The sequence below is a fragment of the Paraburkholderia sp. 35.1 genome (assembly GCF_050436525.1).
Classification (GTDB): domain Bacteria; phylum Pseudomonadota; class Gammaproteobacteria; order Burkholderiales; family Burkholderiaceae; genus Paraburkholderia; species Paraburkholderia tuberum.
Map to the genome: position 1 here is coordinate 1032340 of NZ_JBNDMJ010000003.1, position 23659 is coordinate 1055998.

The following is a 23659-nucleotide window of genomic DNA, read 5'->3' on the forward strand; positions in this document are numbered from 1 at the left end:
AAACGACGAAACGCCGGAGCGAAACGAATTCGCCCCGGCGCAAGAATGCAATGAAACTGTCGCTAATACTGGAAGGGGGATGGAATGCCGGTCTGCGCGGCTAAGTACAGGCTGCCGTCACGCGCGTTCGTCAGGCCGCTGGCCGCGACCTGCGCAGTCGGGGTGGTCTCGTGCAAAATCCAGGCCGGTGTTGGTTATCGCCGCAAGACGTTATTCATCGTGGCCCGGCGTCCTGCGACTGCGCGCCATCGAATCGCACCCAGTTGGGCGCACTGCCGGACAGCGGTGCGCCAGCCTACAGCAAAAGCAGCGTTGCCGAGACGACGCACGTCGGCACGACGGCAGCGAGCAACAGGCCGAGCAGGCTGACTGACTCATCGTGGAATCCCTTGTGCACGATGGCGAGTCCTGCGGGATTCGGCGCGTTGGCGATCACCGTGAGACCGCCTCCAGCGACTGCGCCGGCCAGCAGCATGTACTTCGCCTGGTCCGGAAGGCCCGCGATCAGCGAGCCGAGATAGGTAATCGCCGCGTTGTCCATGATCGCCGTCAGGCCAAGCGCGCCGGCGTAAAGTGCGTAAGCATCGAGCGATGCGACGACCGGCTGCAGCCACCATCGCTGCAACCCCCCGAGCACGACCAGGCCGCCGAGAAAGAACGCTACCAGCAGGCTCTCGCGCAACATCAGCGGCGACTGGTACTGCTCGTATGCCTGCGTGAAGCCCAAAAAGAAAAGCAGGAGGCCGATGAAGATAACCGGGTGATGGGCCGACAGCACCACCGCGACGAGAAAGCCGGTGTGTATCAGCGTGACGCCCGTCGGAACGGGAACCGCGGCGGCGGGCGCGTCGTTGCGCTCTGCGTGCTTCGGGAGCTTGCGGTGCATGAATAGCAGCAGGCCTGTTGCGTTGACCAGCACGGCAATGGCCGCCTTCCAGCCAAACTGCGCCGCCATAAACGCGCTGTCCCATCCCCAGGCGGCGGCAACCATCAGCACCGGAGGCGCGGCATAGGCGGTCAGCAAGCCGCCGACCGACACGTTGACAAACAGCACCGCGAGCGTCAGATATTTCCAGTGTTCGGCGATCGGCGACCTGAAAAGCCGGTCTCGCAGGATCAGCGCTGCCAGCGTCATTGCGGCCGGCTCCGTGATGAACGAGCCGAGCAACGGAACGAGGGTCAGGGAAAGCCAGATGACGCCTGTTTCCGTCTTGACGGGAAGGACCCGCGCGATGTGCGACACGAGCGTCGTGACCGCGTCGAGAATGGGCCGGCTCGCGGCGATCACCATGATCACGAAGACAAACAGGGCTTCGGTGAAGGAGCGCGATTCAGCATAGGCCACGGCCTGCGCAGAACCGGCCAGCGCGACGATAGCCAGACACAGGATCAGGGCCCAGAGGCCGAAGACGACTTCCACTTCGCCGAGAAAGTGAAACAGGCCCGCGTGGTGCGGGTGCCGGTGGGCCAGAACCTCGAAGCGTTTCGCAAGGAGCGTATGGAGCAGGGCCAGTCCGAAGATGACTGTGCCGGCGATTTCAACTGAATGTGGCATGTGTTCGCTTTGAATGGCGATGGAACGGACTCTGGAACGCACGCGGTTGGTGTTGCCGCCGGCCGGATCGCTGGCCTCGCTTTTAGGCAGCTCTCAGCGTAGCCACGACATCGTGCCGCGTATCGGTATCGACGCGGGCAAGCAGCCTGACCGTGTGGAGGCCGATCCTGAGCGCGTCGACTTCGAGAAAGTTTCCGGAGGCCGCCATGAGGTTTGTAGTGCAAATTAATTGTGTCAATCCAGAATTCTGGCGACAGGGCCGAGCGGCGCCTGGAATTCGTTGAACTTAAATTCTTATCGAGGGGCTAGCCGGACTCAATGGCCAGTTGACAGTTTCATTTGATCTATGAGGGTTGGCGGCCGAAATTCCCCTCGATTCTGCGCGTGAAGCATGCGCGGCAGCAATTGGCGTGAGGCGTCTAACGCGCTCAGCCATTCACATCTGATCGCCTGGCACGGACCCTTTGTTCAATGGAGTGTTACTCCGGCATCGCCGACGAATGGTGATTGAGGATCTTCCACTCCCCATCAACCTTCTTGTACACGAATGTATAGCGCGCATGCACCTTCTGATGCTTGCCGTTCTTCACCGTGTCGAACGTATAGACGCCCGTGTCCAGCGCCGAATCGTCGCTCAGCAAACGGATCTCGCGGAGGTTGATCGTACCGTGCGGTTTCAGCTTCAGAAACTTCACGAAATAGTCCTTGATGCTGGCGGGAGTCGTGCGGACTTCATTGGAAACCGTTGGCTCCAGTACGGCATCGGGTGCGTACAGCCTGGCAACGGAGTCGGCGTCGCCCGTTGCGAGCGCCTCATTCCACCGATCGAACAGCGACGCGATTTCAGCTTCGCGCTGATTCGTCGGCGCCACGGCGATTTCGCGATAGACCTGCGGTACGAGGGCTTCGCCTGCAAACACGCTAGTGCTGAAAACAACTGCGGCGGCGATCAAAATCTTCTTCATTTTTGCGTTCAATCCATTTAAACGAGAGCCAACGAGGAGTCGGGAAACTACAGCCACCAGGCGCCTTAGGCTACAAGGGAACCTTTCAGGTATCGCCGGCTGCCAACGGCCAGCCAGCTATGTCGTCAGTCGACCTGTCTGGGACGTATTGTGATATTACACCCAATATTGATGTATTCGTCAACTATGACGTCATAGGAAAGTTTTAGCCTCGTTGTTCGCAAACGCTTCGCGCGAACAGACGCCTGATGACGTTGCAAGCGCGGAAACTCACGCGTCGACGCGCACGACGCAACGCTACGACCCACATTCGAGCGCGATCCAGTTTGAAGAGGTTGAGCGGATAATCAAGCAATTCGCGCCGTCGAAAATTCTTTTCACATTCGACGGCATGCACGATTTGGACAGAGTAATAGATCGCCTCGCTAATGCGTTCCAGAACGCATTGTTGACAATCCAGCCCGCTGTGTCGAACGGCCGAAAGGGCCGGGCCCGGACGGTCGACCTGTGTTGCTGCGGTTGCGCCGCAGCATCGCCGCCAACTTCCGTAGCCGACCCACGTCCGACGTCAGGTCCGACGTTGTGCCAGTGGCCGTTTCCACGTGGACAAGCGGCGGTCAAACTCTTTGTTCGACCATCGGCGGTCGGTACGTTCTACTCCTGTAGACTGCCGCAATGACCCAAGAAATCGATTACCTCAATCCCAGCCTTCCTTCTGGCCTTCGGCGCGTGTCAATGCCCGTGGTGGATGCGACCCCCACAACGCTTGATGGATTCGGCAGGCTTGTAGCAGACCCGAGCGAGTGTTCGATCGAGATTGTGCAGTGGCCGGCAGTGGGTGCAAGGCCCGTTGATCCTGGAACCGGTGATGAGGCAGGCACGACCGAAGGCACATTTGTGAGCGAATGGCGCGGGGACATTCTGTACGGTCGAAACGAGGCTGTGGGCGGCAACTACATCCTTGCGTACGCAGTGGAGCCTGAAGCAGCCCGTGACGACAACGCCAATGTACCGGAGCGCATGTTGCTTTGGCACGCGAACTACCACCCAGACGGTGGACAACTGTTCTTTCCTCTCGACCATCGCCCGTTCTACGTTCCCTTGGCCTTGCCCGGGGACGACATAGCGCCAGAGAAGTTCGTGTGCTTTCGCTTTGATGGACAGCAGGGCCTCTACATCCATCCAAACATCTGGCATGAAGGTGTGTTCACTCTCGAAGGAACCCAGCGGTTCTTTGACAAGCAGGGCGCCGTCCACGCGCGCGTCTCTGTCGACTTTGCCCGCGAGTTTGGTTGTCTCCTCGAGGCACCGATTGCCCGCGACGCCCAACCCCTTCGAGGCGGCGGCCTACAGCTGTAGCGCGAAGGGAACACCCGCTCCCGACCCGAAGCGGTTGGCCATCGCATAACGGGCGCCAGCGTCCCCATCTAAAGGTCCAGCGGACATACGTCCTCGGTTCGCCGGTATCGCATCCCTTTATGAGAGTGATGAGGCGCGCGCCACGCGCACGAAGTATCCCTGAAATCAACGGACGTCACCGACAGGCGAACAACATTAGTCATCGTTCGTCAGGAAAACTGCGAAACGACGTGTCGATTCGAACGTGGAAAACGCAATGACCAGGCCGACGGTGATCGGCACTGCGAGGGAGGCGCCCGCGATGCCCCGGATCGACGACCACACCGCCCCACTGATCAGGATCACCTCGGGGCTCAGGTTCAGTGAGCCGCCCATCAGCCACGGGTCGAGGAGATGGCCGACCACGAAGTTCGCGAGCGTGAGCGAGATGAACAGCACGATCGCCGCGTTCCACTGACCGAACTGCAGCGCGGCGAGCAGCGTCGGCACCGCGACCGAGATCCACGAGCCCGCATACGGGATGAAGTTCAGTAGGCCGGCCAGCACCGCCCAAAGCTCCGCGAATTCGAGTCCGACGAGCCGCATGCAGGTCCAGCTCGCGATGAAGGATCGCGCCGAGCAGGGTCTTCATCGCGAGATAGACGCCGATCTTCGAGTTGATCTCGTCAATTACCGACACGATCCGCGTCGAGTCGCCCGCGAAGTTCACGAGCTTGCGGCGGTATTTCGCGTGCTCGATGAGAAAGAACGTCGCATAAAGCAGCACGACGATGATCGCCGCGAGCAGCGACGACACCGACGACAGCGTGGCGGTTATGATCGCCTGCACGTTGACGCTCGCTAACAGGTCGCGGCGGATCGCAGCCCAGTTGGCCTCCGTTTCGATGTGCAGCAGCGCGGCGAACTTCGTAAACAGTACGAGCAGCGTCGCCTCGTACTTCGGCGCGACGGCCATCGGCCGGTCCCTCTCGGACAGCAGCAGGTCGACCGACAGGTAGACCGTGAAGAGCATCAGCGTCGCAGCGATCGCGTGGCGCAGGCCGTCCCGCAGGCGTGCACCGAGGTAGGGAACGCGGCGCAGCAGGTTGGCGAGACCGAAGACCACGTACGTCGCGATGATGCCGAACGCAATTGGCACCAGCACGGGGCGGCCGACATACAGCCCCCACCCGGGCAGTGTGGCGAGCACGGCCGCACATGTGCATTTCAGCAGGCCCGGGTTCATGCGTTTCCTCGCGAGCAGCGCTGCCTGGCGGGTTGCGGGCCGCCGCGTCAGTCGCAGCGGGACTTTTCGTCGGGTAGCGTCGGGTCGGTGGTGCGGCGCTTGCGCCGTCCTCGCCACAGCAGGCTGACGACGAGCGCGACGACACCCGCGCCGATCACGATCGCCATCGCAGCCGGCAGGTGCGAGCGGACCCACGGCACGTTGCCGAAAAAATACCCGGGACCCGCAAGTGAGCATATCCAGATCACCGCGCCGCCGGTCGCGAAGCGCACGAAGCGGCGAAACGGCATCTTCGTCGCGCCGGCGAGCGCGGGCGCGACCGCCCGGACGATTGCGATGAACGGAGAGTACAGCAGCAGCGCGGCGCCGTGACGTACGTAGAGCGCGCGCGTTCGCGCAGTCACCTTGTCGATCCAGCCGCTGCGCTTCGGCTTCCATACCGACGCGACGGCACGTGCCAGCGCATAGTTGAACACTTTTCCTGCAACCGCGGCCGCGACCAGCAACGGCGCGAGCCACACAGGCTGCAGCACGCCGACGGCAGCGAGCGCGCCGGACAGGAACAGGAGCATGTCCGCGGGCAGAATGACGAGCGGCAGTACGCCGACACTGCAGAAGACGATCGCCCCGAGGATTGCGTAGGCCAACGGCCCATGCCGGACCAGCAGCGCTTCGAGGTCCTGGTCCAGTTGCAAGACGAATTGCACGAACGTGGCCATGTGTGCCGGCTACGTGTCCGTTGGTGGAGGGGGAAGTATAGCGGCAAGCGCGCGGCAGTCCCGCGCTTCGGCGAAGCGCTCTACAACTCGCTGGCCGAACCGAGACAGCTGATGGTGGTGAGGCGGCTGAACATAACGACCGGATGGGCCGCGTCGACGAAACCTGGTGGCGGGAGGCCATCGGCTTCCTGCTCACGCCTTCGCATTGAAATATGAAAGCACGCTCCGTCCCGTCGAGCTGGAAACGCTTCTATGTCCTCGATGCGAAGAGCAGGCCTGTCGAGGTGTTCGACCGCGGCGAGTGGTCGCGCTGGATGACTGAGAACGAACTGCTGCTGGACGAATCCGGCGTGACGGTCACGACCCGCTTCCGCGGTGTGTCCGAACCGAAAACCGGGGAGGTTTCGCTGTTCGTGACGCGCATCGCCGGAATGGAAGCGCGAGACAACACGAGCTACGGAGCACGTACGCTCGATGAGGCGCTGGAGCAGCATGAGCGCATCGTGCAGAAAATCCTCCGGATGCTGACCGCGCGGTGATCGCCACAGCGCGACGATTCTCCGCGAAACGCAAATGCCACAGAAGGCGCAAGGGCGTGTAGATTAGGATCTTGTTGCGACCCACCACTGTGTCTTCGAATCGGTCGCCATCCGAACCAGTCCTGAAGTTGCACAGGAGCCGGCATGAACACGAAGCACAGCAAGAAAGGGCATCTCGAAGCCGCGGCGTCACACCACGAGCAGGCCGCGCGACATCACCGCGAGGCGTCGCGGCATTTCGATGACGGTCAAGACTTTGCCCACGCCGCACATCAGGCGATGATGGCCCATGGCCACACGTTGCATGCGATCGATCAGGCACACGACGCTGGCGCGCACAGCGCCAATACGCCATCAATAACGCCTCCATCGACCGGCTCAGGCGCAAGTGCCGCGGACGTGGCAAAACATCATGCGGCGGCCGTGGAGCTTCACATGCAGGCGGCGCAGCATATGCGCCACGCCGTCAAGCTCTTCGATCAGGATCGTAGCGCGGCATCCCACGACGCACAGCTAGCGCTCTCCCTTGCACTGCGCGCTTTGTCCCATGGCAACGAAGCAGCCAGACTATTTGTCAAGCTCGCTGCCAGTGGTGCATCGTGAGTTAAGGCCGGTTGAATTCAAGCCAGTCACATCTTATTTGGTGGAGTATTCGGAGTGGTGCGGTATCCGCTTATACCGATTCTTGAGCGCACCGAAAGGCCTGCCGCAAAGATCCGCGCATTGATAGGTATGGCGCGATCCAGCGCGCCACTCGCGACCAGGCCTTTCGCTCCACTCAGGTGAAGCCGGTAAGGAAAGGTGCTCAACCGGCGTAGCGCTGAAACTGGCTCGTTCAACTACACTTCGTCGCCTGAGCGGACGGGCAAGGAGGAACGCGCTGGTCATCTGGGAACGAGCTGTAGATGCGGTGCTGTACGCGCTTAAACCGCGACCGCTAAAAGAGCCGCTGATGGATGTTGGATTCGCTCGTTGACAATGAGATCAGGACTCAACTCTCGTTTGTTGAACGACCCAAACTGGGCCGAAACCAGAAGTTCCTCTCCCTGCTCGCGCGAGGCCACGCAAGTACTAGTGCATGGTATGCGTGACGTGGAAATAGATTTCAGGCGCCTCATCGCGCCCCATCCTGCGCTTCGCGGTCCGACGCATCAATGCACGCATATGCGACCCACGTACGAGATTTGCCGAAACCGCCGCATTTGCATCGCGGAGCGCAGTGGCCAGTTCGTGCGCAAATATGCGTTGAAACACCGCCAGCGCTCCTTCATTTCCTCTACCACCCGTTGCGAATAGCCAGCGGGCGAGTCACGACAACCATTTGCGGTATCGCGCTCGAAAAACTCATCCGGTATCCGCTGCGCCGCCGTTTGCCAGTTATCCCCGATTCGCCGGTTCACCAGCCTCGGTGGGTAGTTTCGCATCGCACACTGGGAGCGCCATTTCGTCGGGCAAGTCATCCCAGATGTCCCGCCACGCCTGCAACACGATCCGTAGCACACCGAACGTGGTCAGCCCGACATCGCCGTCGTTATAGAGGAAGCAGTACACGCCCAACGTCAGCCAGCACACCAGCACGATCACACCGAAAGTCACGCGCGACAGCCGGCTCAGCACTCTCGCGCACAGCGAAAACAGAAACAGAACGGCAAACCATTCGGCGCTGATCGACCACGACACGAAGTTCCAGCTCGCTTCACGACGAAACATCGGCCGACGAACACCAGAAACGTCACCAGATACAGCGGATACACGCGCGCAAACCGCTTGACGATAAACGATCGACAGTCGACCCAGCCGAACGCGGTCGCTCGCGAATGAAGATACGTATAGGCAAGGATGAAGCCGCGCAGCATGAAAAAGATGTCAACGCCCCAGACCCAGTTATCGATGAGTTGCACAATGCCCAGTGGCAGCCCCCTTCGTTGTCGGCAAAGTGATGAACGACGGCGAGCAACGCCGCGAACGCACGCGGTCCAGTCAGGCCGTAGATCTTTCCCATTGAATTGCCCGGCGATCACGCAAGTGAGCACGACGCAGCGCCAGGTAAAAGAGGTGCGGCCACGCGATGCGCGGCTCCCAGCGGCAAATAGTGTTGATGCAACGATGTTGCGAGACAGGCCTACCCTCCTCGCGCAGCCGGCCTTCGGTATCGGCTGTTTGCAGACTGATGCGGGTGTGGTTGCCGGTTCACCCGACAACGGGTGAGAGGCCGACGGCAGCCCGGCAATTGCATCGTATAAGTTCGCCGCAACGCGGTGTGTGCGCTAACACCCCACTTGATCGGTAAGGTCTCGAGGGTGCGCCGACGAGTCGCTTCGGGCCTGATACAGCCGTTTGCGGTCAGCGTTGCGCCGCGTCCGGCGCGATGTCGTGGCGCAACGCATGGCCAGCCTGGTCGGGAACGTGGAGCGGGTCGTACGACCGTGGCATCGCGAGGTTGCGCGCAACGACGGTATCGGCCTGTGCGCTCGGCTGCTGGCGTGGCGCGCCGTATGCGGCTATCGCTTGCGCGGGTGCCGACGCGAACCACAAGATCCTGCCGGTGCATTCCAGGCCAACCTGACGTCCGTTCCAGTAGACAGCGTTTTCCATCGCGACCTCTCCCGAACATGAAGAACGTCATCATCCGCGCTGCGCCTCGCGTGTCCGTCTGCCAGCGCACGTCGAGCCATCAGTAGTCGCTTCAATCATAGGTGGCCCGGTGCGCTGCGCATGACTTGTCACCAAATGAGGTCCTTTTGTCACAGCAATGCGGGAATGTGTTTGCCAACCCCTGTCAGTCAGTTGATTAATGACCAAATCTTTAAATAGTGTTTTGCGCGGTCAACGCGATGGGGAATGGGTCGTTTACAAAGAATTAGACTGCAGGTTATGCAATCGGCAAATTGCGTACGTTCAGTTCAGGAAAAGCGAAAAACCTGTCGATGCGGCAATGCACAAGTTTGTCACGTTTTAGTCATGCAACAACGTTAGATGCAGCGCGGCGAAAATATCGATCGGTCGTGCTGAAACATAGGCTGGCAAGGCTCGAGAGGGACTGGCAGAAGGAGCGGGAAAGAAATGATTTCGCGCTGGCAATTAAGCGGATCAAACAGACCGCGAAACGCAGGCAATAGTCAGACGATAAATTTTATTCAATCCCTCCGCTGGTGTGTCGGCTTGTGCCGTTAAAGCAACAGAGTGTGTATGACTCGCATCGGACACTGGTGCGATGCAGGGAACGAGGCCGATAATCGATTCGCAAAGGAGAAAGATCATGGATGCCAAACCACCGAAGATTCCGACCCCGGACAAAGTTCTTTACCCGGATCCGGAACCTGTGGCCGTCGAGTTTTTGGGAGCCGAGCTGCCCGAGCATGTTCGCGCTTTCTTTGACGAACAACGCAAGTCGTGCGATCCGAAGTAACGGTTCCTTGGCGCGGCGCAGCATTCGCTCTCGTCGATTTCACGCGCAGCGAATACTCGCGTCCTCATTACGCGTCCGACATCTCCGTCATGACGTTGGATCAGCTCGCCTGAGCACAGCAGTTGCACTGGGCCACGCGGCTGGAGCGTGTACGCGCGTCCTTCTCTCGCCCACTTCGCCCCGACGATCCGTGTGAATCGACCCGGTGCTCGCAGGTTGCGGCGCATCATTTATTCTTCTGGTTTTTCCGTCAACGGCCGCCCGGCCACGTCCACCTCATGAACCATTTGCATCGCTTCGGCGCGTCATGCGCACTCGTCATCGCCGCCGCCTTCGCCTTCTCGCCCGCCCCCGCCCTCGCCGACGGTGACGACACCGCGCTCACGAGCCTGATCGCGCTGGTTTCGCAGCGCCTTGCACTCGCGGAACCGGTCGCACGCTGGAAGTGGGCGAACCACCAGCCGATCACCGATACGCCGCGTGAAAACGCGCTGCTCGCCGAGGTGGAAAAGCGCGCCGCGGCGGCAAACGTCGACCCGGCGTTCGCCCGCGCGTTCTTCCAGGATCAGATCGATGCGAGCAAAGACGTGCAGAACGCGCTCTTCGCGAACTGGCGTCGCACCCAGCCACCGCAAGGTCCCGCACCCGATCTCGCAACCAGCACCCGACCGCAGCTCGACAAGCTGACACAGTCGTTGATGGCGAGTCTGGCGCGCGTGCAGCCGCTGCGCGCGGCGGACGATTGTCCGTCGCGGGTCGCGCAATCGCTGGCTAACTGGAAGGCGCTGACGCGCTATGACTCTGCGCATTCGAGCGCGTTGACGCACGCACTAGGTCACGTGTGCGAGACGGGCGGAGTCGGCGCCACCGGCTGATTCCGGTAACGCCACGGCGCGCGCACGTCGCATAAGCGTCACGCGACGATGCTCGACTCAGGGCTGTCACGCGACACGCTCAACGGCATCACGCGCAGGCCTCGCGCCAGATGGCTTTGCAGGATACGGTACGTCGAGAGTTCGAACGACCCAGCCAGCGTCGACGCATGCAGCTGCGCCGCCGCGACGAGCGAGGACGCGTGTCCGAGGTAGCGCCAGCGATCGACCACGTGGAAGATACCCTGCGCGTCCTCACGCTCCTCGAACACGATGGGCCCCTCGAACGGCCACGGCGCGTTCGCGGGATCGCTCTTCGTCACGCGCGGCAAGCGGTTGTGGCCCGGCCGCAGCGTTGCGATCCACTGCGCCTCCGCGAGCATCGCGCCGAGTTCTCCGCCGGTCGCGTGCCATTCGACGCGTCGCACGAGCTGCGCTAGCCGCATATCCTTCGACGAACGCCGCTCGCCAGTCAGATGCGAGCGCAGCCGCTGACGCACGCGCACGCTGCGACCGACATACAGCGGCGCATCGTCTTCGCCATAAAACGCATACACGCCACAGCCAGCCGGCGCGGTGTCGAGCAAATCTTCGGTGATGTCGCCGGCGAGCCGGTAGCGACGCGTCGTGCGCTCGATCTGCGCGCGCAGCGCTTCCAGCGGCACGAGCGTCGGCAGACGCTGCCAGAACTGCCAGATCAGATCGGCGTCGGCGAGCGCGCGGTGGCGGTCGGACGGCACCAGCGCATGGCGTTCGACCAGCGCATCGAGACCGTGGCGCTTTTCGCCGGGAAACAGCGCGCGCGACAGCCGCACCGTGCACAGCACGTCCGGATCGAACGCGATTCCCGCGCGACGAAATTCGCTGCGTAAAAATCCGCGATCGAAACTCGCGTTGTGCGCGACGAACAGCTTGCCGTTCAAACGCTCGAACAACGCGGGCGCGATCGACTCGAACGTCGGTGCGCCGCGCACCATGTCGTTCGTGATGCCGGTCAGCTGTTGGATGAACGACGGAATCGGCTGCTGCGGGTCGATCAGGCTGCTCCAGCGCGAGACGCCGGCCAGCCCGACTTCGACGACGCCAACCTCAGTAATGCGGTGCTCGCTCGTGGAGCCGCCGGTCGTTTCGAGATCTACGAAAACGATGGGTGAGTCGAGTGCCGGTTTCGGCGAAAGCAGTTCAGACATGGGACAAGGGATTCCGGCGCATGAATTTGCGGGAAGTATGCACCAGTTGGACGTTGCGCATCCAGACCGCGCCGCGTGCGCAGCTGGAAGCTACGTCGGCATGGGCCGTCGATTTTGCGCTGAAATCCCGCAGACGCTTAAACCAGACCATTAATCCAGACGTAGTCAATTCGCTTCGATGGATTATCTTCCGACAAAAACGCGTATTGTTGAACCACGCAGTTACCGAAGATCCGACCTGGAGACATCTAGATAAAAATAAAAACCCTCGCGCGACGGCGAGGGTTTTTCGCTCCCGACTGCGCGGGCGGCGCGCCCAGCCCAGCGCATTTACAGCGGCTGAATGTTGGCCGCCTGCTTGCCCTTCGGGCTGGTCTTGACTTCAAAAGACACGCGCTGATTTTCCTTCAACGACTTGAAGCCCTCGCTGCGGATCTCCGAAAAGTGCGCGAACAGATCCTCGCCACCCACGTCCGACGTGATGAAGCCAAAACCCTTAGCATCGTTGAACCATTTGACGATACCAGTTTCCATTTGCTGTTTTCCCTCTGTGATTTATCCAAAAGCGGGCGTTGCCCTTGAATCGATCCAACCCCGATTCAATTGCCTATATCTGGTCAAGGCAGAAACAGCCAATCAAATTCGGCTTTGCCGTTATACGGGGAACAGAGAATGACCGTCAAGTAAACTTTTCATATGCGTTTAGCGTATAAAAAGGTAAGGCTTCAAACTACAGGGATATAGGTCGGCGCGTCAAATTTACCTGAACGAAAATAATCCGAGTCCGCAAACGGGAAAATTTGCGAAAATATGCAATACAAATGTAACAAAGTCTATCTTTGCGTAAGTGTTTGTCCGACTTGTTGCGGCGCCGCCTCACTCGCATGATGGAAGTCAGTTGTAGCGATGCGCTTCAGGAGGTTGCCATGCTGTCCAAGGAAATTCACCGTCTCTTCACCTGGCTCACTCATTCGCACGCAAAGGTCATATCAGACCAGCCCGCACAGATCGGGGATTCATGCACCGTTTTCGACTTCGATCCGATGTGGCACGGAGACCACTGGCAGAACCTGCTCTCCTCGCCAATGGATGCGCGCCGTTATGTGATGGAAGACTGGAGCGTGCCCGCGCAGGCGGACTGGGACGACGCGGAAGGTACTGCGCCCGCTCATTAGAGACATTCGCGAAACTCGTCCGCCATAAAAAAAGCGCGACTGGAAGGTCGCGCTGACAAAGGTTTGGAGATCTTTTTCGTCAACGAAAAAGTCTGCTTCGGAAAGCAGAAATAACAGTATAGCGGTCATATGCAAGTTCGATTATTCACATAATTAACAATCGTCTATTGCGGCCACAACAACAATCGTTTTCCCGCATTTCTTCCCGTTGTTTTTCCGCATCGTTCGGTGTCGCGAATCAGCAACGCGCTTTAGGAAAATTCAGACGCCAAATCCGCCCAGTCGACGCAAAGCCTTTATCCATAAGGCTTGAATGGCGATTAGCGATCGTTTCTCCTCGCGTAATACTTTATTGCGCGAATCGGAACGCCAACTCCCGGAAGTGTCTCTCTAAACTCTGCCTAATCGGAAACCGGCGCGGATATGGTCAACGCGCTTCTCACGCGGATTCCGCTTCTCGCAGCGCTCGCGTGAAGGTCTCCTAAGCCAGGGTTTTATACCTCTCTCGCTCTTGGAGTTATATCAATGAAGAAGACACTCATGGTCGCTGCCCTGTCGGGCGTTTTCGTAACGGCAGCGCACGCGCAAAGTAGCGTCACCCTGTATGGCCTGATCGACGCCGGAATCACTTATACGAACAACCAGCATCCGAATCCGAGTAGTAACCAGCACGGCGCCAACGTGGCGATGACGAGCGGCTCGGTGAACGGCAGCCGTTTCGGCCTGCGTGGCGCTGAAGATCTGGGCGGCGGTCTGAAGGCCATCTTCACGTTGGAGAACGGCTTCGGCATCAATGACGGCACGCTCAAGCAGAACAGCCGTCTGTTCGGCCGTCAGGCCTTCGTCGGTCTGTCGAGCGACCAGTTCGGTGCCGTGACCCTCGGCCGTCAATACGACAGCATGGTCGACTACGTCGGCCCGCTGGCACTGACCGGCACGCAGTACGGCGGCACGCAGTTCGCGCACCCGTTCGACAACGACAACTTGAACAACTCGTTCCGTATCAACAATTCGGCCAAATTCCAGAGCGCGAACTACGGCGGCTTCAAGTTTGGCGGCTTGTACGGCTTCTCGAACCAGGCTGCCGGCTTCGCCAACAACCGCGCTTACAGTGCGGGCGCGTCGTATAACTGGGGCGGCCTGAACGTTGCCGCTGCGTACATGCAACTGAACAGCAATGGCGCGAACAGCGCAGCCGCTGCGTTCAACTCGGGTGGCGCGGTGTCGGGCGACAACACGTTCTTCGCTCAGCGTCAGCAAACGTGGGGCGCAGGCGCCAACTACGCGTTCGGCCCGGCAACGGTCGGCCTCGTGTACTCGCAGACGAACCTGCATGGCTTGGCAGGTATCAGCGCGGCCGCATCGGGCATAACGAGCGGCATCGGCTTCCCGACCAACAGCGCTCAGTTCCAGAACTTTGAAGCCAACGCCCGTTACGCGCTGACGCCGGCAATCAGCATCGCTGGCGCGTACACGTACACCCGCGCCAACCTGTCGAGCTCGCACGTGCACTGGAACCAGGTCAACCTGCAAACCGCGTACGCATTGTCCAAGCGTACCGACGTGTATCTGCAAGGCGTGTATCAGGCAGCAAACGAAGACTCGATCGTTAACGCCTACATCAATGGCGTGGGCGGTGCTTCGGGCAACAACAAGCAAGTCGCTGTGACCGCAGGTCTGCGTCACCGCTTCTAAGCACTGCGCAAGGACTGGCAGTAGAGAAGGCGCCGTTCGCGGCGCCTTTTTTTATGTCCGTGCCGACGTGGGTTTTTGCCGCTTTGTGCGCAGGCCTGCGTGCGTGCACGTGAGCCCACGTCCTCGCCAGAGGCCTAGCGGCCGCTATCAGGCAGCGGATACTTGACGTCGAGAATGTCGATCGACTGCGGACCGGCCGGCGTGAACAGCGTGACCGTATCGCCGACTTTAGCCTTTAGCAGCGCACGCGCAATGGGCGAAATCCAGCTTACGTGCCCGATGTCCAGGTCGACCTCGTCGACACCGACGATCGTCACCTGATGCTCTTCGCCGTCCTCGGTCGCATAGTCGACCCTCGCGCCGAAAAACACCTGGTCGACGTTTTCCTGCCGGCTGCTATCGACGACCTCGGCTAGATCGAGCCGCTTGGTCAGAAAACGGATGCGCCGGTCGATTTCCCGCAGACGGCGTTTGCCGTAGATGTAGTCGCCATTCTCCGAGCGGTCGCCGTTCGACGCCGCCCACGACACGAGCTTGACAACCTCGGGCCTCTCGACATCGATCAGATGCAGCAATTCATCACGCATACGCCGATGACCGGCGGGAGTCATGTAATTTTTGGTGCCTGCGGGCACGTCGGGCTGGGCGATGTCGAGATCGTCATCGTTGTCTTCGCTCGACTCTTTGACAAAGGCCTTGTTCATAATCATCCATTAACAGCAACTAGCAACAATCTCATAAAAGGTTACACGATCGGGCCGGGGACACAAATCGCCGTGATGGGCTTCCGTTTTTCAGATCTGTTGGCTATAATCTCGTTTCTGTGTGCGGCTGTAGCTCAGTTGGATAGAGTACTTGGCTACGAACCAAGGGGTCGTGGGTTCGAATCCTGCCAGCCGCGCCACCTTATTCGAGAGCGCCCTTACAGGGAGCTCTCAGGTTTCATCAGTTTTTATAGTAAGCATCACCGTTTTGCGTGCGGCTGTAGCTCAGTTGGATAGAGTACTTGGCTACGAACCAAGGGGTCGTGGGTTCGAATCCTGCCAGCCGCACCACCTGTGAAGGGCCTTCCAACCGGAAGGCCCTTTGTTTTTTCTGGCGCACCATGCCGTGCCCGTGCGCCAGCAACTCATCGCGGCGGCGACTGGATATCCCCAATTTGCCCATCCGGGTGCGGCAAGTCCTCGACGACCCCGCCCACCGTTTGCTCGCTGATCGTGTCGGTCCGCATGCCGGTCAGTGCCTGGCGCTCGCGCAGCACGTCGTCGACGGTATCGCCGAAACGGCTCACGACAAACGCCCGCAGCAAAGCAATGCGCAGCGAGTCGCCCATTCCCTCCGAGGCTCGCTGCCCGCCCTTGAACTCAGCGACGCATACCGCCCCTTTATCGCTCTGCTCGCGCACGTCGAGCCGCATCGCGCGCTCGAGCACAACGGCAGCCGCCTCCCATGATGCGGAAGGCGTGAAACGCCCGTCCCACGGACGACCACGATCGTTGCCGCGGATCGCAACAGTCTCGCCACTATCGGTAAAGTAGATTTCGCGCACGAAGTCGTGCAGGCTGCGCGCCACCCAGTAATCGAGCGCCACGTCAGCGAGGTCGGACACGTTCATCTGCGTTCCCCCTGGAGTTCAGGTGAGACCAGCCTTGAGTTGTATCCTGAGCCGCCGCACGAAAGATGCCTGACTGGCGTGAAGCGCCAGTCCAAGCCGCGCCGACGCCCAGCCGGAAGCCGTTCAGTAATCCGCGCGCTCGCGGTCGATGCGCATGCCGCCGTCGTGGCGGTGATGCCCCTCTTCGCTCGGCCGCTCACGCGTGATGCGCATCACATCGGGATTCGTGCGCACGCGCCGCATCACATTGGCCAGATGCACCCGGTCGCTGACCTGGATCACGAAGCGCAGAATCGTGGATTCCTGCGACAGATCTTCGTCCATCGCGATATGGACGATGTTCGCGTCCGCCGATGTGATGTCGGCCGCTACGCGGGCGAACACGCCCTTGGTGTTCTTGACCAGTACCTTGACCGCGACATCGAACAGCCGCCCCGGCTGCGGCGCCCACGCGACGTCGATCCAGCGGCCCGGATCGCGCCGGTGGATACGCTGCGCGACGCGGCAGTCGGTGGTATGAATCGCCATGCCGAGACCGATGCCGATATAGCCCATGATGTCGTCGCCCGGAATCGGACGGCAACACGCGGACAGCTGCACCGACATGCCCTCGGTACCGGTGATGACGACCGGCGGCGCGTGCGGCGTCGAACCGGACTCGGAGCGCGAGCCGTCGTCGTCGGCGTCGCGCCCGCTCATCAACACTTCGATGCGCTTGGCCATCACCGCGGCGACCCGCCGGCCGAGACCGATGTCCGCGAAAATTTCCTGACGGTTCTTGTTGCCCGTCCACTGCACGAGCTTTTCCCACGCCTCCGGCGTCACGTCCGATAGCGCAAGGCCATAGCCCTTCAACGCCTGATCGACGAGACGCTCGCCGAGCTGCACCGACTCGTTCAGACGCATCGTCTTCAGATAATGACGGATCGCCGAGCGCGCCTTGCCGCTGCGCACGAAGCCGAGCCATGCGGGGTTCGGCTTCGAATACGGCGCCGTGATGACTTCGACGATGTCGCCGCTCTTCAGCTCGGTACGCAACGGCAACAGCTCGTTGTTGATCTTCACCGCGACGCACTGGTTGCCGAGGTCGCTGTGGATCGAGTACGCGAAGTCGAGCGCGGTGGCGCCGCGCGGCAGCGCCATGATCTTCGACTTCGGCGTGAACACGTAGACCGCATCCGGGAACAGGTCGATCTTCACGTGCTCGAGGAATTCGCTCGAATCGCCCGCTTCGCTCTGAATGTCGAGCAGCGACTTCAGCCACTGGTGCGCACGCTTCTGCACGTCGTTCAGATCCGCGCTGCCGTTCTTGTACAGCCAGTGCGCGGCAACGCCCGCCTCGGCGATCTCGTGCATCTTGCGTGTGCGCACCTGAAACTCGATCGGTGCGCCGAACGGGCCGACGAGCGTGGTGTGCAGCGACTGATAGCCGTTCACCTTCGGGATCGCGATGTAATCCTTGAACTTGCCCGGAACAGGCTTGAAAAGCGCATGCAACGCGCCGATGCAGGTATAACACTCGAGCGCGCTCTCGACGACCACGCGAAAACCATACACGTCGAGCACCTGCGAAAACGACAGCTGCTTGTCGCGCATCTTCTTGTAAATGCTGAAGATGGTTTTCTCGCGACCGGTGACTTCGGCGTCGAGCTTCGCGTCCGCAATCGCGCGCTGCACCGATTCGAGAATCTTGCCGACCACCTCGCGACGATTGCCGCGCGCCGCCTTCACGGCTTTTTCGAGTGTCGCGTAACGGTGCGGGTTGAAGTTCGCGAAACTCAGGTCCTGCAGCTCGCGATAGGTATTATTCAGGCCGAGCCGGTGAGCGATCGGCGCGTAAATGTCTAGCGTTTCGCGCGCGACACGGCGACGTTTCTCCGACGGCACCGCGCCGAGCGTGCGCATGTTGTGCAGCCGGTCGGCGAGCTTCACGAGGATTACGCGCACGTCGCGCGCCATCGCGAGCAGCATCTTGCGGAAATTCTCCGCTTGCGCTTCCTCGCGATTGCGAAACTCCATCTTGTCCAGCTTGGACAACCCGTCGACCAGTTCCGCGACCTTCGCGCCGAAGCGCTCGGCGAGCTCTGCCTTGGTCACGCCCTGGTCTTCCATCACGTCGTGCAGCAGCGCCGCCATGATCGCCTGGGCGTCGAGATTCCAGCCCGCGCAGATTTCCGCGACGGCGACCGGATGCGTGATGTAGGGCTCGCCGCTCTGGCGATACTGGCCGAGGTGGGCTTCGTCGCTGAAGTGGAACGCCGCCTTGATGTCCTTGATCTCTTCCGGCTGCAGATAGCCGGACAGCGCAGACGTCAGATTGGCGATGGAGACGACATCATGCCGGCGCGGCTGCTCCGGCGTGGCGGTCGGCCCGAACAGATGGCGAAACGATTGCTCGAGGACCGCGTCGATGTACTTGCGTGCAGAGGACGGCGAGTCGGTGTCGTGCTCCGCTTCCGTGGCGGTGGGCGGGGTAGCACTCATGGTCGCCTCCGGTAGCGGTCAGGGTTGGACGCAGTTCTGCACGTTGAGCAATCCGGTGTGGCGAATACCGGCAAGTCGAAAACGAAAATCCTTGCGCCTTAGACCGGCACCTTCTTCAGCATTTCGACGCCGACCTGACCCGATGCGATTTCACGCAGCGCGAGGACGGTGGGCTTGTCGCGGCTTTCGATTTTCGGCGTGTGGCCTTGAGCGAGCTGACGCGCGCGATAGGTTGCGGCAAGCGCGAGTTCGAAACGGTTCGGGATCTGTTTGAGGCAGTCTTCGACGGTAATGCGGGCCATGTTGGGTTCCTTCTCAGTATGTTGCTTATTCTACCTTATGTGCTTGACACCACGCCGCGCTCACGCGTGCGGCAGGTGGATGCCGAGCTGCATGAAAAGCTGCGTGTGACGCGCGTACTGCGACGCGAAGCGCGAGCGCGTCGCGCCGACGAGGCACTGCAACTCCGCCAGCGCGCGATCGAAGTTCTCGTTGATCACGACGTACTCCGCTTCGGCCGCGTGCGCGATCTCGCCGCCCGCCGCGAGCAAGCGTCGCGTGATTACGTTCGGCTCGTCCTGGCCGCGCTTTTTCAGACGCTCTTCGAGCGCTTCGAGCGACGGCGGCAGAATGAAAATCTCCACCGCGTTGTTGAATTGCTTCTTCACCTGCTGCGCACCCTGCCAGTCGATTTCGAGCAGCACGTCATGGCCGTTTTTCATCTGCTCCTCGATCCACACGCGCGACGTGCCGTAATAGTTGCCGTGCACTTCCGCGCTTTCGAGAAACTCGCCCGCGTCGTGACGCTGCATGAAATCTTCGACGCTCGTGAAGTGATAGTGCTCGCCGTCCTGCTCCTTCGGACGCGGCGGGCGCGTCGTGTAGGAGATCGACAGACGGATCGCGTCGTCGCTCGCGAGCAGCGCGTTCACGAGCGTCGACTTGCCCGCGCCCGACGGCGCGACGACCATGAACAGGTTGCCGGGATACGCGCCGGCGTACGAATGGCGCGCCGCGCCGGTTTCGCGTGGATGGTGGTCGGTCATGATGTGTGGTGCTCCAGCCTTATTCGAGATTCTGTACCTGCTCGCGCATCTGTTCGATCAAGAGCTTCAGCGTCATCGACGAATCCGCGAGTTCCTTCGCCGCCGCCTTCGAACCGAGCGTGTTCGCTTCGCGGTTCAGCTCCTGCATCATGAAGTCGAGCCGCTTGCCGACCTTGCCGCCCTTCTCGATCACGTGACGCGTTTCGTTCAGGTGCGCGGTGAGGCGCGACAGCTCTTCGGCGATGTCGATGCGAATGCCGTACATCGTCACTTCCTGGCGAATCCGCTCGTTGATCTCTTCGCGCGATACGATCGTCACGGCCGCATCCGGCGCGGCGATGCCGAGCGCTTCCTGCAGCCGCTCGACGATTTTCTGCTGATGTCGCGCAATCAGCTCGGGCACGAGCGGGGTGATCTTCACGACGATCGTCTCCATTTCGGTGACGTTGGCAAGCAGCATCGTCGCGAGTTGCGCGCCTTCACGCGCGCGCACGTCGATCAGGTCCGCGATCGCCTGCTTGCCGCATCCGAGCACCGCTTCGCGCAGCGTCTCGGGCGCGATGCCGCTTTCGGCGAGCACGCCCGGCCAGCGCAGAATTTCGCCGGTGCGCAGACGGCCCGCTTCAGGAAACGTGCCGAGCACCGTGCGTTCCAGCTGCGCGAGTTGCGCGAGCGCGTCGCGGTTGATCGCGCCCGCGTTCGCCGACTGCTCGCTGCGCTGCAGATTCACGCGAATGTCGACTTTGCCGCGCGACAGCTTGTTCATCAGCATCTCGCGCAGCGTCGGTTCGACGACGCGCACGTCTTCCGGCATGCGGAAGTTCAGATCGAGAAAGCGCGAGTTCACCGTGCGCAATTCGACCGACACGCTGACGCCACCCGTGCCCGAGGCTGCCACGAGTTCGCGCGTGGCGCTCGCATAGCCAGTCATGCTGTAGATCATCGTATTTCTCGCGATTGGGGCCATGCGGTAGACGATGGCCTGAGAAGCGGATCGCCCGGCGTGTACGAGACGCGGGGCGGGGAATCGGCATTATCCCATTTTTGTCGCAGCCATCCGTATGGGCAACCGCCCTATCCGATCGGCGGTAAAATTAGGGTTTTTCCTCCGCCCTCCTCCAGCCCATCCCGACCCATTCCGACATGAGCAACGACACCCAACGCCCCAGCGGCCGCCAGCCCCACCAGTTGCGCGACGTGCGCATCACGCGTCACTACACGAAGCATGCGGAGGGCTCGGTGCTGGTCGAATTCGGCGACACCAAGGTGATCTGCACCGCGAGCGTCAGCGAGAGCGTACCGCCGTTTCTGCGCGATCGCGGCCAGGGCTGGCTCACCGCCGAATACGGCATGCTGCCGCGCGCCACCCATACCCGCAGCGACCGTGAAGCCGCGCGCGGCAAACAAACCGGCCGCACGCAAGAAATCCAGCGGCTGATCGGCCGCGCGCTGCGCTCGGTGTTCGATCTCGAGAAGCTCGGCGCGCGCACGCTCAATCTCGACTGCGACGTGATCCAGGCCGATGGCGGCACACGCACCGCGAGCATCACCGGCGCGTTCGTCGCCGCGCATGATGCGGTCGCCAGATTGCTTGCCACGGGCCGCATCGAAAGCTCGCCGATCCTGGATTACGTCGCCGCGATTTCGGTCGGCGTGTACGACGGCGTGCCGGTGCTCGACCTCGACTACGACGAAGACTCGCAGTGCGACACCGACATGAACGTCGTAATGACGGGGGCGGGCGGCTTCGTCGAAATTCAGGGCACCGCGGAAGGCGTGCCATTCTCGCGCGAAGAAATGAATGCGCTGCTCGATCTCGCGAGCGACGGCATCAGCACGCTGATCGCGAAGCAGAAAGAGGCGCTGGGAGTGCAGCAGTGAATGAGGTTCGTCAGGACGGTGGCGGGAACAATGCTCACGGCGTAACGTCGGGAATGCCGCTGAAAAAGGTCGTGCTCGCGTCGAACAACGCGGGCAAGCTGCGCGAATTTGCGGCGCTGCTCGGCGCGGCCGGCATCGAGTTGATCGCGCAAGGCGAACTCAACGTGCCGGAAGCGGAAGAACCGCATCCCACCTTCGTTGAAAACGCGCTGACGAAGGCCCGTCACGCTGCGCGGCTCACCGGCCTGCCCGCGCTCGCCGACGACTCGGGCCTTTGCGTGCGCGCGCTGCGCGGCGCGCCGGGCGTCTACTCGGCCCGCTTCGCGCAACTCGCCGGCGGCGAGAAAAGCGACGCGGCGAACAACGCGCGCCTCGTCGACGAACTGCGGGACGTGAGCGACCGCCGCGGCTATTACTACTGCGTGCTCGCACTCGTGCGTCACGCGGACGATCCCGAGCCGCTGATCGCCGAAGGCCGCTGGCATGGCGAAATCCTGGACGCGCCGCGCGGCGAGCATGGCTTCGGTTACGACCCGTACTTCTATCTGCCGTCGCTGAACGCGAGCGCCGCCGAACTTGAGCCGGCGGTCAAGAACGCGAGCAGCCATCGCGCGATCGCGCTGCGGCAACTGCTCGCGCGTCTGTCGGAGGAAGCGTGATTCCGATCCGATCGACGCCGGCGGACATCGGCAAGGGTGTCGTCAGTGCGTTCACGTCGCCGGGCAGCATCCGTTTGACGTCGCTGCCGCCACTTGCGCTGTACGTGCATTTCCCGTGGTGCGTGCGCAAGTGCCCCTACTGCGACTTCAATTCGCACGAGTGGAAAGGCGAGACGTTCCCGGAGAACGACTACCTCGACGCGTTGCGCGCCGACCTGGAAATGGCCTTGCCACTGATCTGGGGCCGCCAGGTGCATACGGTGTTCATCGGCGGCGGCACGCCTAGTTTGCTGTCGGCGGCGGGGCTCGATCGCATGCTGTCGGATATTCGCGCGCTGCTGCCGCTCGACGCCGACGCGGAAATCACGCTCGAAGCGAACCCCGGCACGTTCGAAGCCGACAAGTTCGCGCAGTTTCGCGCGAGCGGCGTGAACCGGCTGTCGGTGGGCATCCAGAGTTTCAACGAAACGCATCTGAAGGCGCTCGGCCGCATTCACGACGCGGCGCAGGCACGCCACGCGGTCGAAGTCGCCGCGACCACGTTCGACAACTTCAACCTCGACCTGATGTTCGCGCTGCCCAGGCAAACGCTCGCCGAATGTCAGGCCGACGTGGAAACGGCGTTGTCGTTTGCCCCGCCGCATCTGTCGCTGTATCACCTGACGCTCGAACCGAACACGCTATTCGCCAAGTTTCCGCCCGCGTTGCCCGACGACGACGCGTCCGCAGACATGCAGGACTGGATTCATCAACGCACCGCCGAGGCCGGCTACGGGCGCTACGAGGTGTCCGCGTATGCGCAGCCGCATCGGCAGAGCAAACACAATCTGAACTACTGGCGCTTCGGCGACTATCTCGGCATCGGCGCGGGCGCGCATACGAAGCTGTCGTTTCCTAATCGCATCGTGCGCCAAGCGCGCTACAAACATCCGACCACGTTCATCGAGCAGGCCAGGGCTGGTGCAAGCGTGCAGGAAGAGCATGAGGTCGGGCCGCGCGATCTGCCGTTCGAGTTCATGCTGAACGCGCTGCGCCTGGTAGAAGGATTTCCGGTGCATCGGTTCATCGAGCGCACGGGCCTGTCGATCACGACGATCGAGCCGGCGTTGCAGGAAGCGGAACAGCGCAAGCTGATCACACGCGACCACGAACGGATCGCGCCGACGCCGCTTGGGCAGGCGTTCCTGAACGACTTGCAGGCGCTGTTTCTGAAAGATCCGCAGTGATGGCGGGTCACCTAGACTCGGCAGCGAAGTCTTTTCAGGTTACAA

Annotated in this window: 26 protein-coding genes and 2 tRNA genes; 13 read left to right on the forward strand and 15 right to left on the reverse strand. The window is 61.4% G+C overall.

Going from position 1 to position 23659, the window contains the following annotated elements; genetic code table 11:
• Positions 1–295: 295 nt before the first annotated feature.
• The 3 genes from OKW27_RS24735 to OKW27_RS24745 all read right to left on the reverse strand — a co-directional run bounded on the left by OKW27_RS24735 (position 296) and on the right by OKW27_RS24745 (position 2520).
• The gene (locus OKW27_RS24735; RefSeq protein ID WP_429336593.1) at positions 296–1555 is read right to left on the reverse strand and encodes a putative Na+/H+ antiporter; all 1260 of its coding nucleotides are present in this window, start codon (positions 1553–1555) and stop codon (positions 296–298) included.
• A gap of 82 nt (positions 1556–1637) precedes the next feature.
• Positions 1638–1763 carry a PliI family lysozyme inhibitor of I-type lysozyme gene (locus OKW27_RS24740; protein WP_143037115.1) on the reverse strand — a complete coding sequence of 42 codons (126 nt, stop codon included), beginning with the start codon at positions 1761–1763 and terminating at the stop codon, positions 1638–1640.
• A gap of 271 nt (positions 1764–2034) precedes the next feature.
• Positions 2035–2520, reverse strand: a complete 486-nt coding sequence (locus OKW27_RS24745; protein ID WP_429335162.1) for an SgcJ/EcaC family oxidoreductase — start codon at positions 2518–2520, stop codon at positions 2035–2037.
• Positions 2521–3195: 675 nt separating this feature from the next.
• Here OKW27_RS24745 and OKW27_RS24750 point away from each other — a divergent pair.
• A complete protein-coding gene (locus OKW27_RS24750) occupies positions 3196–3879 on the forward strand; it encodes an ureidoglycolate lyase (protein ID WP_429335163.1) in 684 nt (227 codons plus the stop codon).
• Positions 3880–4074: 195 nt separating this feature from the next.
• On the opposite strand, the gene OKW27_RS24755 is transcribed toward OKW27_RS24750, so the two are convergent.
• On the reverse strand, positions 4075–4464 hold the full coding sequence (locus OKW27_RS24755) for an AI-2E family transporter (protein ID WP_429335164.1): 390 nt from the start codon (positions 4462–4464) through the stop codon (positions 4075–4077).
• On the opposite strand from OKW27_RS24755, the gene OKW27_RS24760 reads away from it, so the two are divergent.
• Positions 4463–4723 (forward strand): hypothetical protein, encoded by a 261-nt coding sequence (locus tag OKW27_RS24760; protein ID WP_429335165.1) that lies wholly within the window; start codon positions 4463–4465, stop codon positions 4721–4723. The two genes, OKW27_RS24755 and OKW27_RS24760, sit on opposite strands and share 2 nt — an antisense overlap.
• 428 nt (positions 4724–5151) lie before the next feature.
• Here the strand turns inward: OKW27_RS24760 and OKW27_RS24765 are convergent, their stop codons facing one another.
• Positions 5152–5823: a DedA family protein gene (locus OKW27_RS24765; RefSeq protein WP_429335166.1), complete on the reverse strand. Its 672-nt coding sequence runs from the start codon at positions 5821–5823 to the stop codon at positions 5152–5154.
• A 212-nt stretch (positions 5824–6035) separates the two neighbouring features.
• Here OKW27_RS24765 and OKW27_RS24770 point away from each other — a divergent pair, with 212 nt between their 5' ends.
• Entirely contained in the window at positions 6036–6362 is a 327-nt protein-coding gene (locus OKW27_RS24770; protein WP_429335167.1) for a hypothetical protein, read from the forward strand.
• 144 nt (positions 6363–6506) lie between these two features.
• A complete protein-coding gene (locus OKW27_RS24775) occupies positions 6507–6965 on the forward strand; it encodes a hypothetical protein (protein ID WP_167368584.1) in 459 nt (152 codons plus the stop codon).
• Positions 6966–7739: 774 nt separating this feature from the next.
• Here the strand turns inward: OKW27_RS24775 and OKW27_RS24780 are convergent.
• Both OKW27_RS24780 and OKW27_RS24785 read right to left on the reverse strand, forming a co-directional pair.
• The gene (locus OKW27_RS24780) at positions 7740–8072 is read right to left on the reverse strand and encodes a hypothetical protein (RefSeq protein ID WP_429335168.1); all 333 of its coding nucleotides are present in this window, start codon (positions 8070–8072) and stop codon (positions 7740–7742) included.
• 633 nt (positions 8073–8705) lie between these two features.
• On the reverse strand, positions 8706–8957 hold the full coding sequence (locus OKW27_RS24785; protein WP_090801440.1) for a hypothetical protein: 252 nt from the start codon (positions 8955–8957) through the stop codon (positions 8706–8708).
• Positions 8958–9621: 664 nt separating this feature from the next.
• Here OKW27_RS24785 and OKW27_RS24790 point away from each other — a divergent pair.
• Both OKW27_RS24790 and OKW27_RS24795 read left to right on the forward strand, forming a co-directional pair.
• Positions 9622–9771: a hypothetical protein gene (locus OKW27_RS24790; protein ID WP_018421453.1), complete on the forward strand. Its 150-nt coding sequence runs from the start codon at positions 9622–9624 to the stop codon at positions 9769–9771.
• Positions 9772–10049: 278 nt separating this feature from the next.
• The gene (locus tag OKW27_RS24795) at positions 10050–10646 is read left to right on the forward strand and encodes a chorismate mutase (RefSeq protein ID WP_184023301.1); all 597 of its coding nucleotides are present in this window, start codon (positions 10050–10052) and stop codon (positions 10644–10646) included.
• 38 nt (positions 10647–10684) lie between these two features.
• Here the strand turns inward: OKW27_RS24795 and OKW27_RS24800 are convergent, their stop codons facing one another.
• Both OKW27_RS24800 and OKW27_RS24805 read right to left on the reverse strand, forming a co-directional pair.
• Positions 10685–11833 carry an exonuclease domain-containing protein gene (locus tag OKW27_RS24800; protein ID WP_429335169.1) on the reverse strand — a complete coding sequence of 383 codons (1149 nt, stop codon included), beginning with the start codon at positions 11831–11833 and terminating at the stop codon, positions 10685–10687.
• Between the two features lie 330 nt (positions 11834–12163).
• Entirely contained in the window at positions 12164–12367 is a 204-nt protein-coding gene (locus tag OKW27_RS24805) for a cold-shock protein (protein ID WP_090801445.1), read from the reverse strand.
• 392 nt (positions 12368–12759) lie between these two features.
• Between OKW27_RS24805 and OKW27_RS24810 the strand changes: the two genes are divergently transcribed.
• Positions 12760–13008 carry a hypothetical protein gene (locus tag OKW27_RS24810; protein ID WP_090805424.1) on the forward strand — a complete coding sequence of 83 codons (249 nt, stop codon included), beginning with the start codon at positions 12760–12762 and terminating at the stop codon, positions 13006–13008.
• A gap of 525 nt (positions 13009–13533) precedes the next feature.
• A complete protein-coding gene (locus OKW27_RS24815) occupies positions 13534–14703 on the forward strand; it encodes a porin (protein WP_090801447.1) in 1170 nt (389 codons plus the stop codon).
• 134 nt (positions 14704–14837) lie between these two features.
• Here the strand turns inward: OKW27_RS24815 and greB are convergent, their stop codons facing one another.
• The gene (greB, locus tag OKW27_RS24820; RefSeq protein ID WP_429335170.1) at positions 14838–15407 is read right to left on the reverse strand and encodes a transcription elongation factor GreB; all 570 of its coding nucleotides are present in this window, start codon (positions 15405–15407) and stop codon (positions 14838–14840) included.
• 123 nt (positions 15408–15530) lie between these two features.
• Between greB and OKW27_RS24825 the strand changes: the two genes are divergently transcribed.
• Positions 15531–15607 (forward strand) — tRNA-Arg (locus tag OKW27_RS24825).
• A 74-nt stretch (positions 15608–15681) separates the two neighbouring features.
• Positions 15682–15758 (forward strand) — tRNA-Arg (locus OKW27_RS24830).
• A 74-nt stretch (positions 15759–15832) separates the two neighbouring features.
• Here OKW27_RS24830 and OKW27_RS24835 read toward each other — a convergent pair.
• The 5 genes from OKW27_RS24835 to OKW27_RS24855 form a co-directional block, all read right to left on the reverse strand.
• Positions 15833–16318: a phage protein NinX family protein gene (locus OKW27_RS24835; protein WP_090801449.1), complete on the reverse strand. Its 486-nt coding sequence runs from the start codon at positions 16316–16318 to the stop codon at positions 15833–15835.
• A 123-nt stretch (positions 16319–16441) separates the two neighbouring features.
• Complete coding sequence (locus OKW27_RS24840) at positions 16442–18802, reverse strand: RelA/SpoT family protein (RefSeq protein WP_090801451.1); 2361 nt, start codon at positions 18800–18802, stop codon at positions 16442–16444.
• A gap of 98 nt (positions 18803–18900) precedes the next feature.
• Positions 18901–19104 carry a DNA-directed RNA polymerase subunit omega gene (gene rpoZ, locus OKW27_RS24845; protein ID WP_008921215.1) on the reverse strand — a complete coding sequence of 68 codons (204 nt, stop codon included), beginning with the start codon at positions 19102–19104 and terminating at the stop codon, positions 18901–18903.
• A 60-nt stretch (positions 19105–19164) separates the two neighbouring features.
• A complete protein-coding gene (gene gmk / locus OKW27_RS24850) occupies positions 19165–19848 on the reverse strand; it encodes a guanylate kinase (RefSeq protein WP_090801453.1) in 684 nt (227 codons plus the stop codon).
• 19 nt (positions 19849–19867) lie between these two features.
• The gene (locus tag OKW27_RS24855) at positions 19868–20791 is read right to left on the reverse strand and encodes a YicC/YloC family endoribonuclease (RefSeq protein ID WP_090801455.1); all 924 of its coding nucleotides are present in this window, start codon (positions 20789–20791) and stop codon (positions 19868–19870) included.
• Between the two features lie 200 nt (positions 20792–20991).
• On the opposite strand from OKW27_RS24855, the gene rph reads away from it, so the two are divergent.
• The 3 genes from rph to hemW are packed head-to-tail and all read left to right on the forward strand — an operon-like array spanning position 20992 to position 23614.
• Positions 20992–21729: a ribonuclease PH gene (gene rph, locus OKW27_RS24860; RefSeq protein WP_090801456.1), complete on the forward strand. Its 738-nt coding sequence runs from the start codon at positions 20992–20994 to the stop codon at positions 21727–21729.
• Positions 21726–22388, forward strand: a complete 663-nt coding sequence (gene rdgB, locus OKW27_RS24865) for an RdgB/HAM1 family non-canonical purine NTP pyrophosphatase (RefSeq protein WP_409258975.1) — start codon at positions 21726–21728, stop codon at positions 22386–22388. The genes rph and rdgB overlap by 4 nt, the downstream gene beginning before the upstream one ends.
• Positions 22385–23614, forward strand: a complete 1230-nt coding sequence (gene hemW / locus OKW27_RS24870; RefSeq protein WP_429335171.1) for a radical SAM family heme chaperone HemW — start codon at positions 22385–22387, stop codon at positions 23612–23614. Before rdgB ends, hemW begins: the two co-directional genes overlap by 4 nt.
• Positions 23615–23659: the final 45 nt, after the last annotated feature.

Excerpts from the sequence above, each read along its gene's own strand:
- OKW27_RS24735 (WP_429336593.1), bottom strand. The coding sequence starts at position 1,555 with ATGCCACATTCAGTTGAAATCGCCGGCACAGTCATCTTCGGACTGGCC.
- OKW27_RS24740 (WP_143037115.1), bottom strand. The coding sequence starts at position 1,763 with ATGGCGGCCTCCGGAAACTTTCTCGAAGTCGACGCGCTCAGGATCGGC.
- OKW27_RS24745 (WP_429335162.1), bottom strand. The coding sequence starts at position 2,520 with ATGAAGAAGATTTTGATCGCCGCCGCAGTTGTTTTCAGCACTAGCGTG.
- OKW27_RS24750 (WP_429335163.1), top strand. The coding sequence starts at position 3,196 with ATGACCCAAGAAATCGATTACCTCAATCCCAGCCTTCCTTCTGGCCTT.
- OKW27_RS24760 (WP_429335165.1), top strand. The coding sequence starts at position 4,463 with ATGCAGGTCCAGCTCGCGATGAAGGATCGCGCCGAGCAGGGTCTTCAT.
- OKW27_RS24755 (WP_429335164.1), bottom strand. The coding sequence starts at position 4,464 with ATGCGGCTCGTCGGACTCGAATTCGCGGAGCTTTGGGCGGTGCTGGCC.
- OKW27_RS24765 (WP_429335166.1), bottom strand. The coding sequence starts at position 5,823 with ATGGCCACGTTCGTGCAATTCGTCTTGCAACTGGACCAGGACCTCGAA.
- OKW27_RS24770 (WP_429335167.1), top strand. The coding sequence starts at position 6,036 with ATGAAAGCACGCTCCGTCCCGTCGAGCTGGAAACGCTTCTATGTCCTC.
- OKW27_RS24775 (WP_167368584.1), top strand. The coding sequence starts at position 6,507 with ATGAACACGAAGCACAGCAAGAAAGGGCATCTCGAAGCCGCGGCGTCA.
- OKW27_RS24780 (WP_429335168.1), bottom strand. The coding sequence starts at position 8,072 with ATGTTTCGTCGTGAAGCGAGCTGGAACTTCGTGTCGTGGTCGATCAGC.
- OKW27_RS24785 (WP_090801440.1), bottom strand. The coding sequence starts at position 8,957 with ATGGAAAACGCTGTCTACTGGAACGGACGTCAGGTTGGCCTGGAATGC.
- OKW27_RS24790 (WP_018421453.1), top strand. The coding sequence starts at position 9,622 with ATGGATGCCAAACCACCGAAGATTCCGACCCCGGACAAAGTTCTTTAC.
- OKW27_RS24795 (WP_184023301.1), top strand. The coding sequence starts at position 10,050 with ATGAACCATTTGCATCGCTTCGGCGCGTCATGCGCACTCGTCATCGCC.
- OKW27_RS24800 (WP_429335169.1), bottom strand. The coding sequence starts at position 11,833 with ATGTCTGAACTGCTTTCGCCGAAACCGGCACTCGACTCACCCATCGTT.
- OKW27_RS24805 (WP_090801445.1), bottom strand. The coding sequence starts at position 12,367 with ATGGAAACTGGTATCGTCAAATGGTTCAACGATGCTAAGGGTTTTGGC.
- OKW27_RS24810 (WP_090805424.1), top strand. The coding sequence starts at position 12,760 with ATGCTGTCCAAGGAAATTCACCGTCTCTTCACCTGGCTCACTCATTCG.
- OKW27_RS24815 (WP_090801447.1), top strand. The coding sequence starts at position 13,534 with ATGAAGAAGACACTCATGGTCGCTGCCCTGTCGGGCGTTTTCGTAACG.
- greB (WP_429335170.1), bottom strand. The coding sequence starts at position 15,407 with ATGAACAAGGCCTTTGTCAAAGAGTCGAGCGAAGACAACGATGACGAT.
- OKW27_RS24835 (WP_090801449.1), bottom strand. The coding sequence starts at position 16,318 with ATGAACGTGTCCGACCTCGCTGACGTGGCGCTCGATTACTGGGTGGCG.
- OKW27_RS24840 (WP_090801451.1), bottom strand. The coding sequence starts at position 18,802 with ATGAGTGCTACCCCGCCCACCGCCACGGAAGCGGAGCACGACACCGAC.
- rpoZ (WP_008921215.1), bottom strand. The coding sequence starts at position 19,104 with ATGGCCCGCATTACCGTCGAAGACTGCCTCAAACAGATCCCGAACCGT.
- gmk (WP_090801453.1), bottom strand. The coding sequence starts at position 19,848 with ATGACCGACCACCATCCACGCGAAACCGGCGCGGCGCGCCATTCGTAC.
- OKW27_RS24855 (WP_090801455.1), bottom strand. The coding sequence starts at position 20,791 with ATGATCTACAGCATGACTGGCTATGCGAGCGCCACGCGCGAACTCGTG.
- rph (WP_090801456.1), top strand. The coding sequence starts at position 20,992 with ATGAGCAACGACACCCAACGCCCCAGCGGCCGCCAGCCCCACCAGTTG.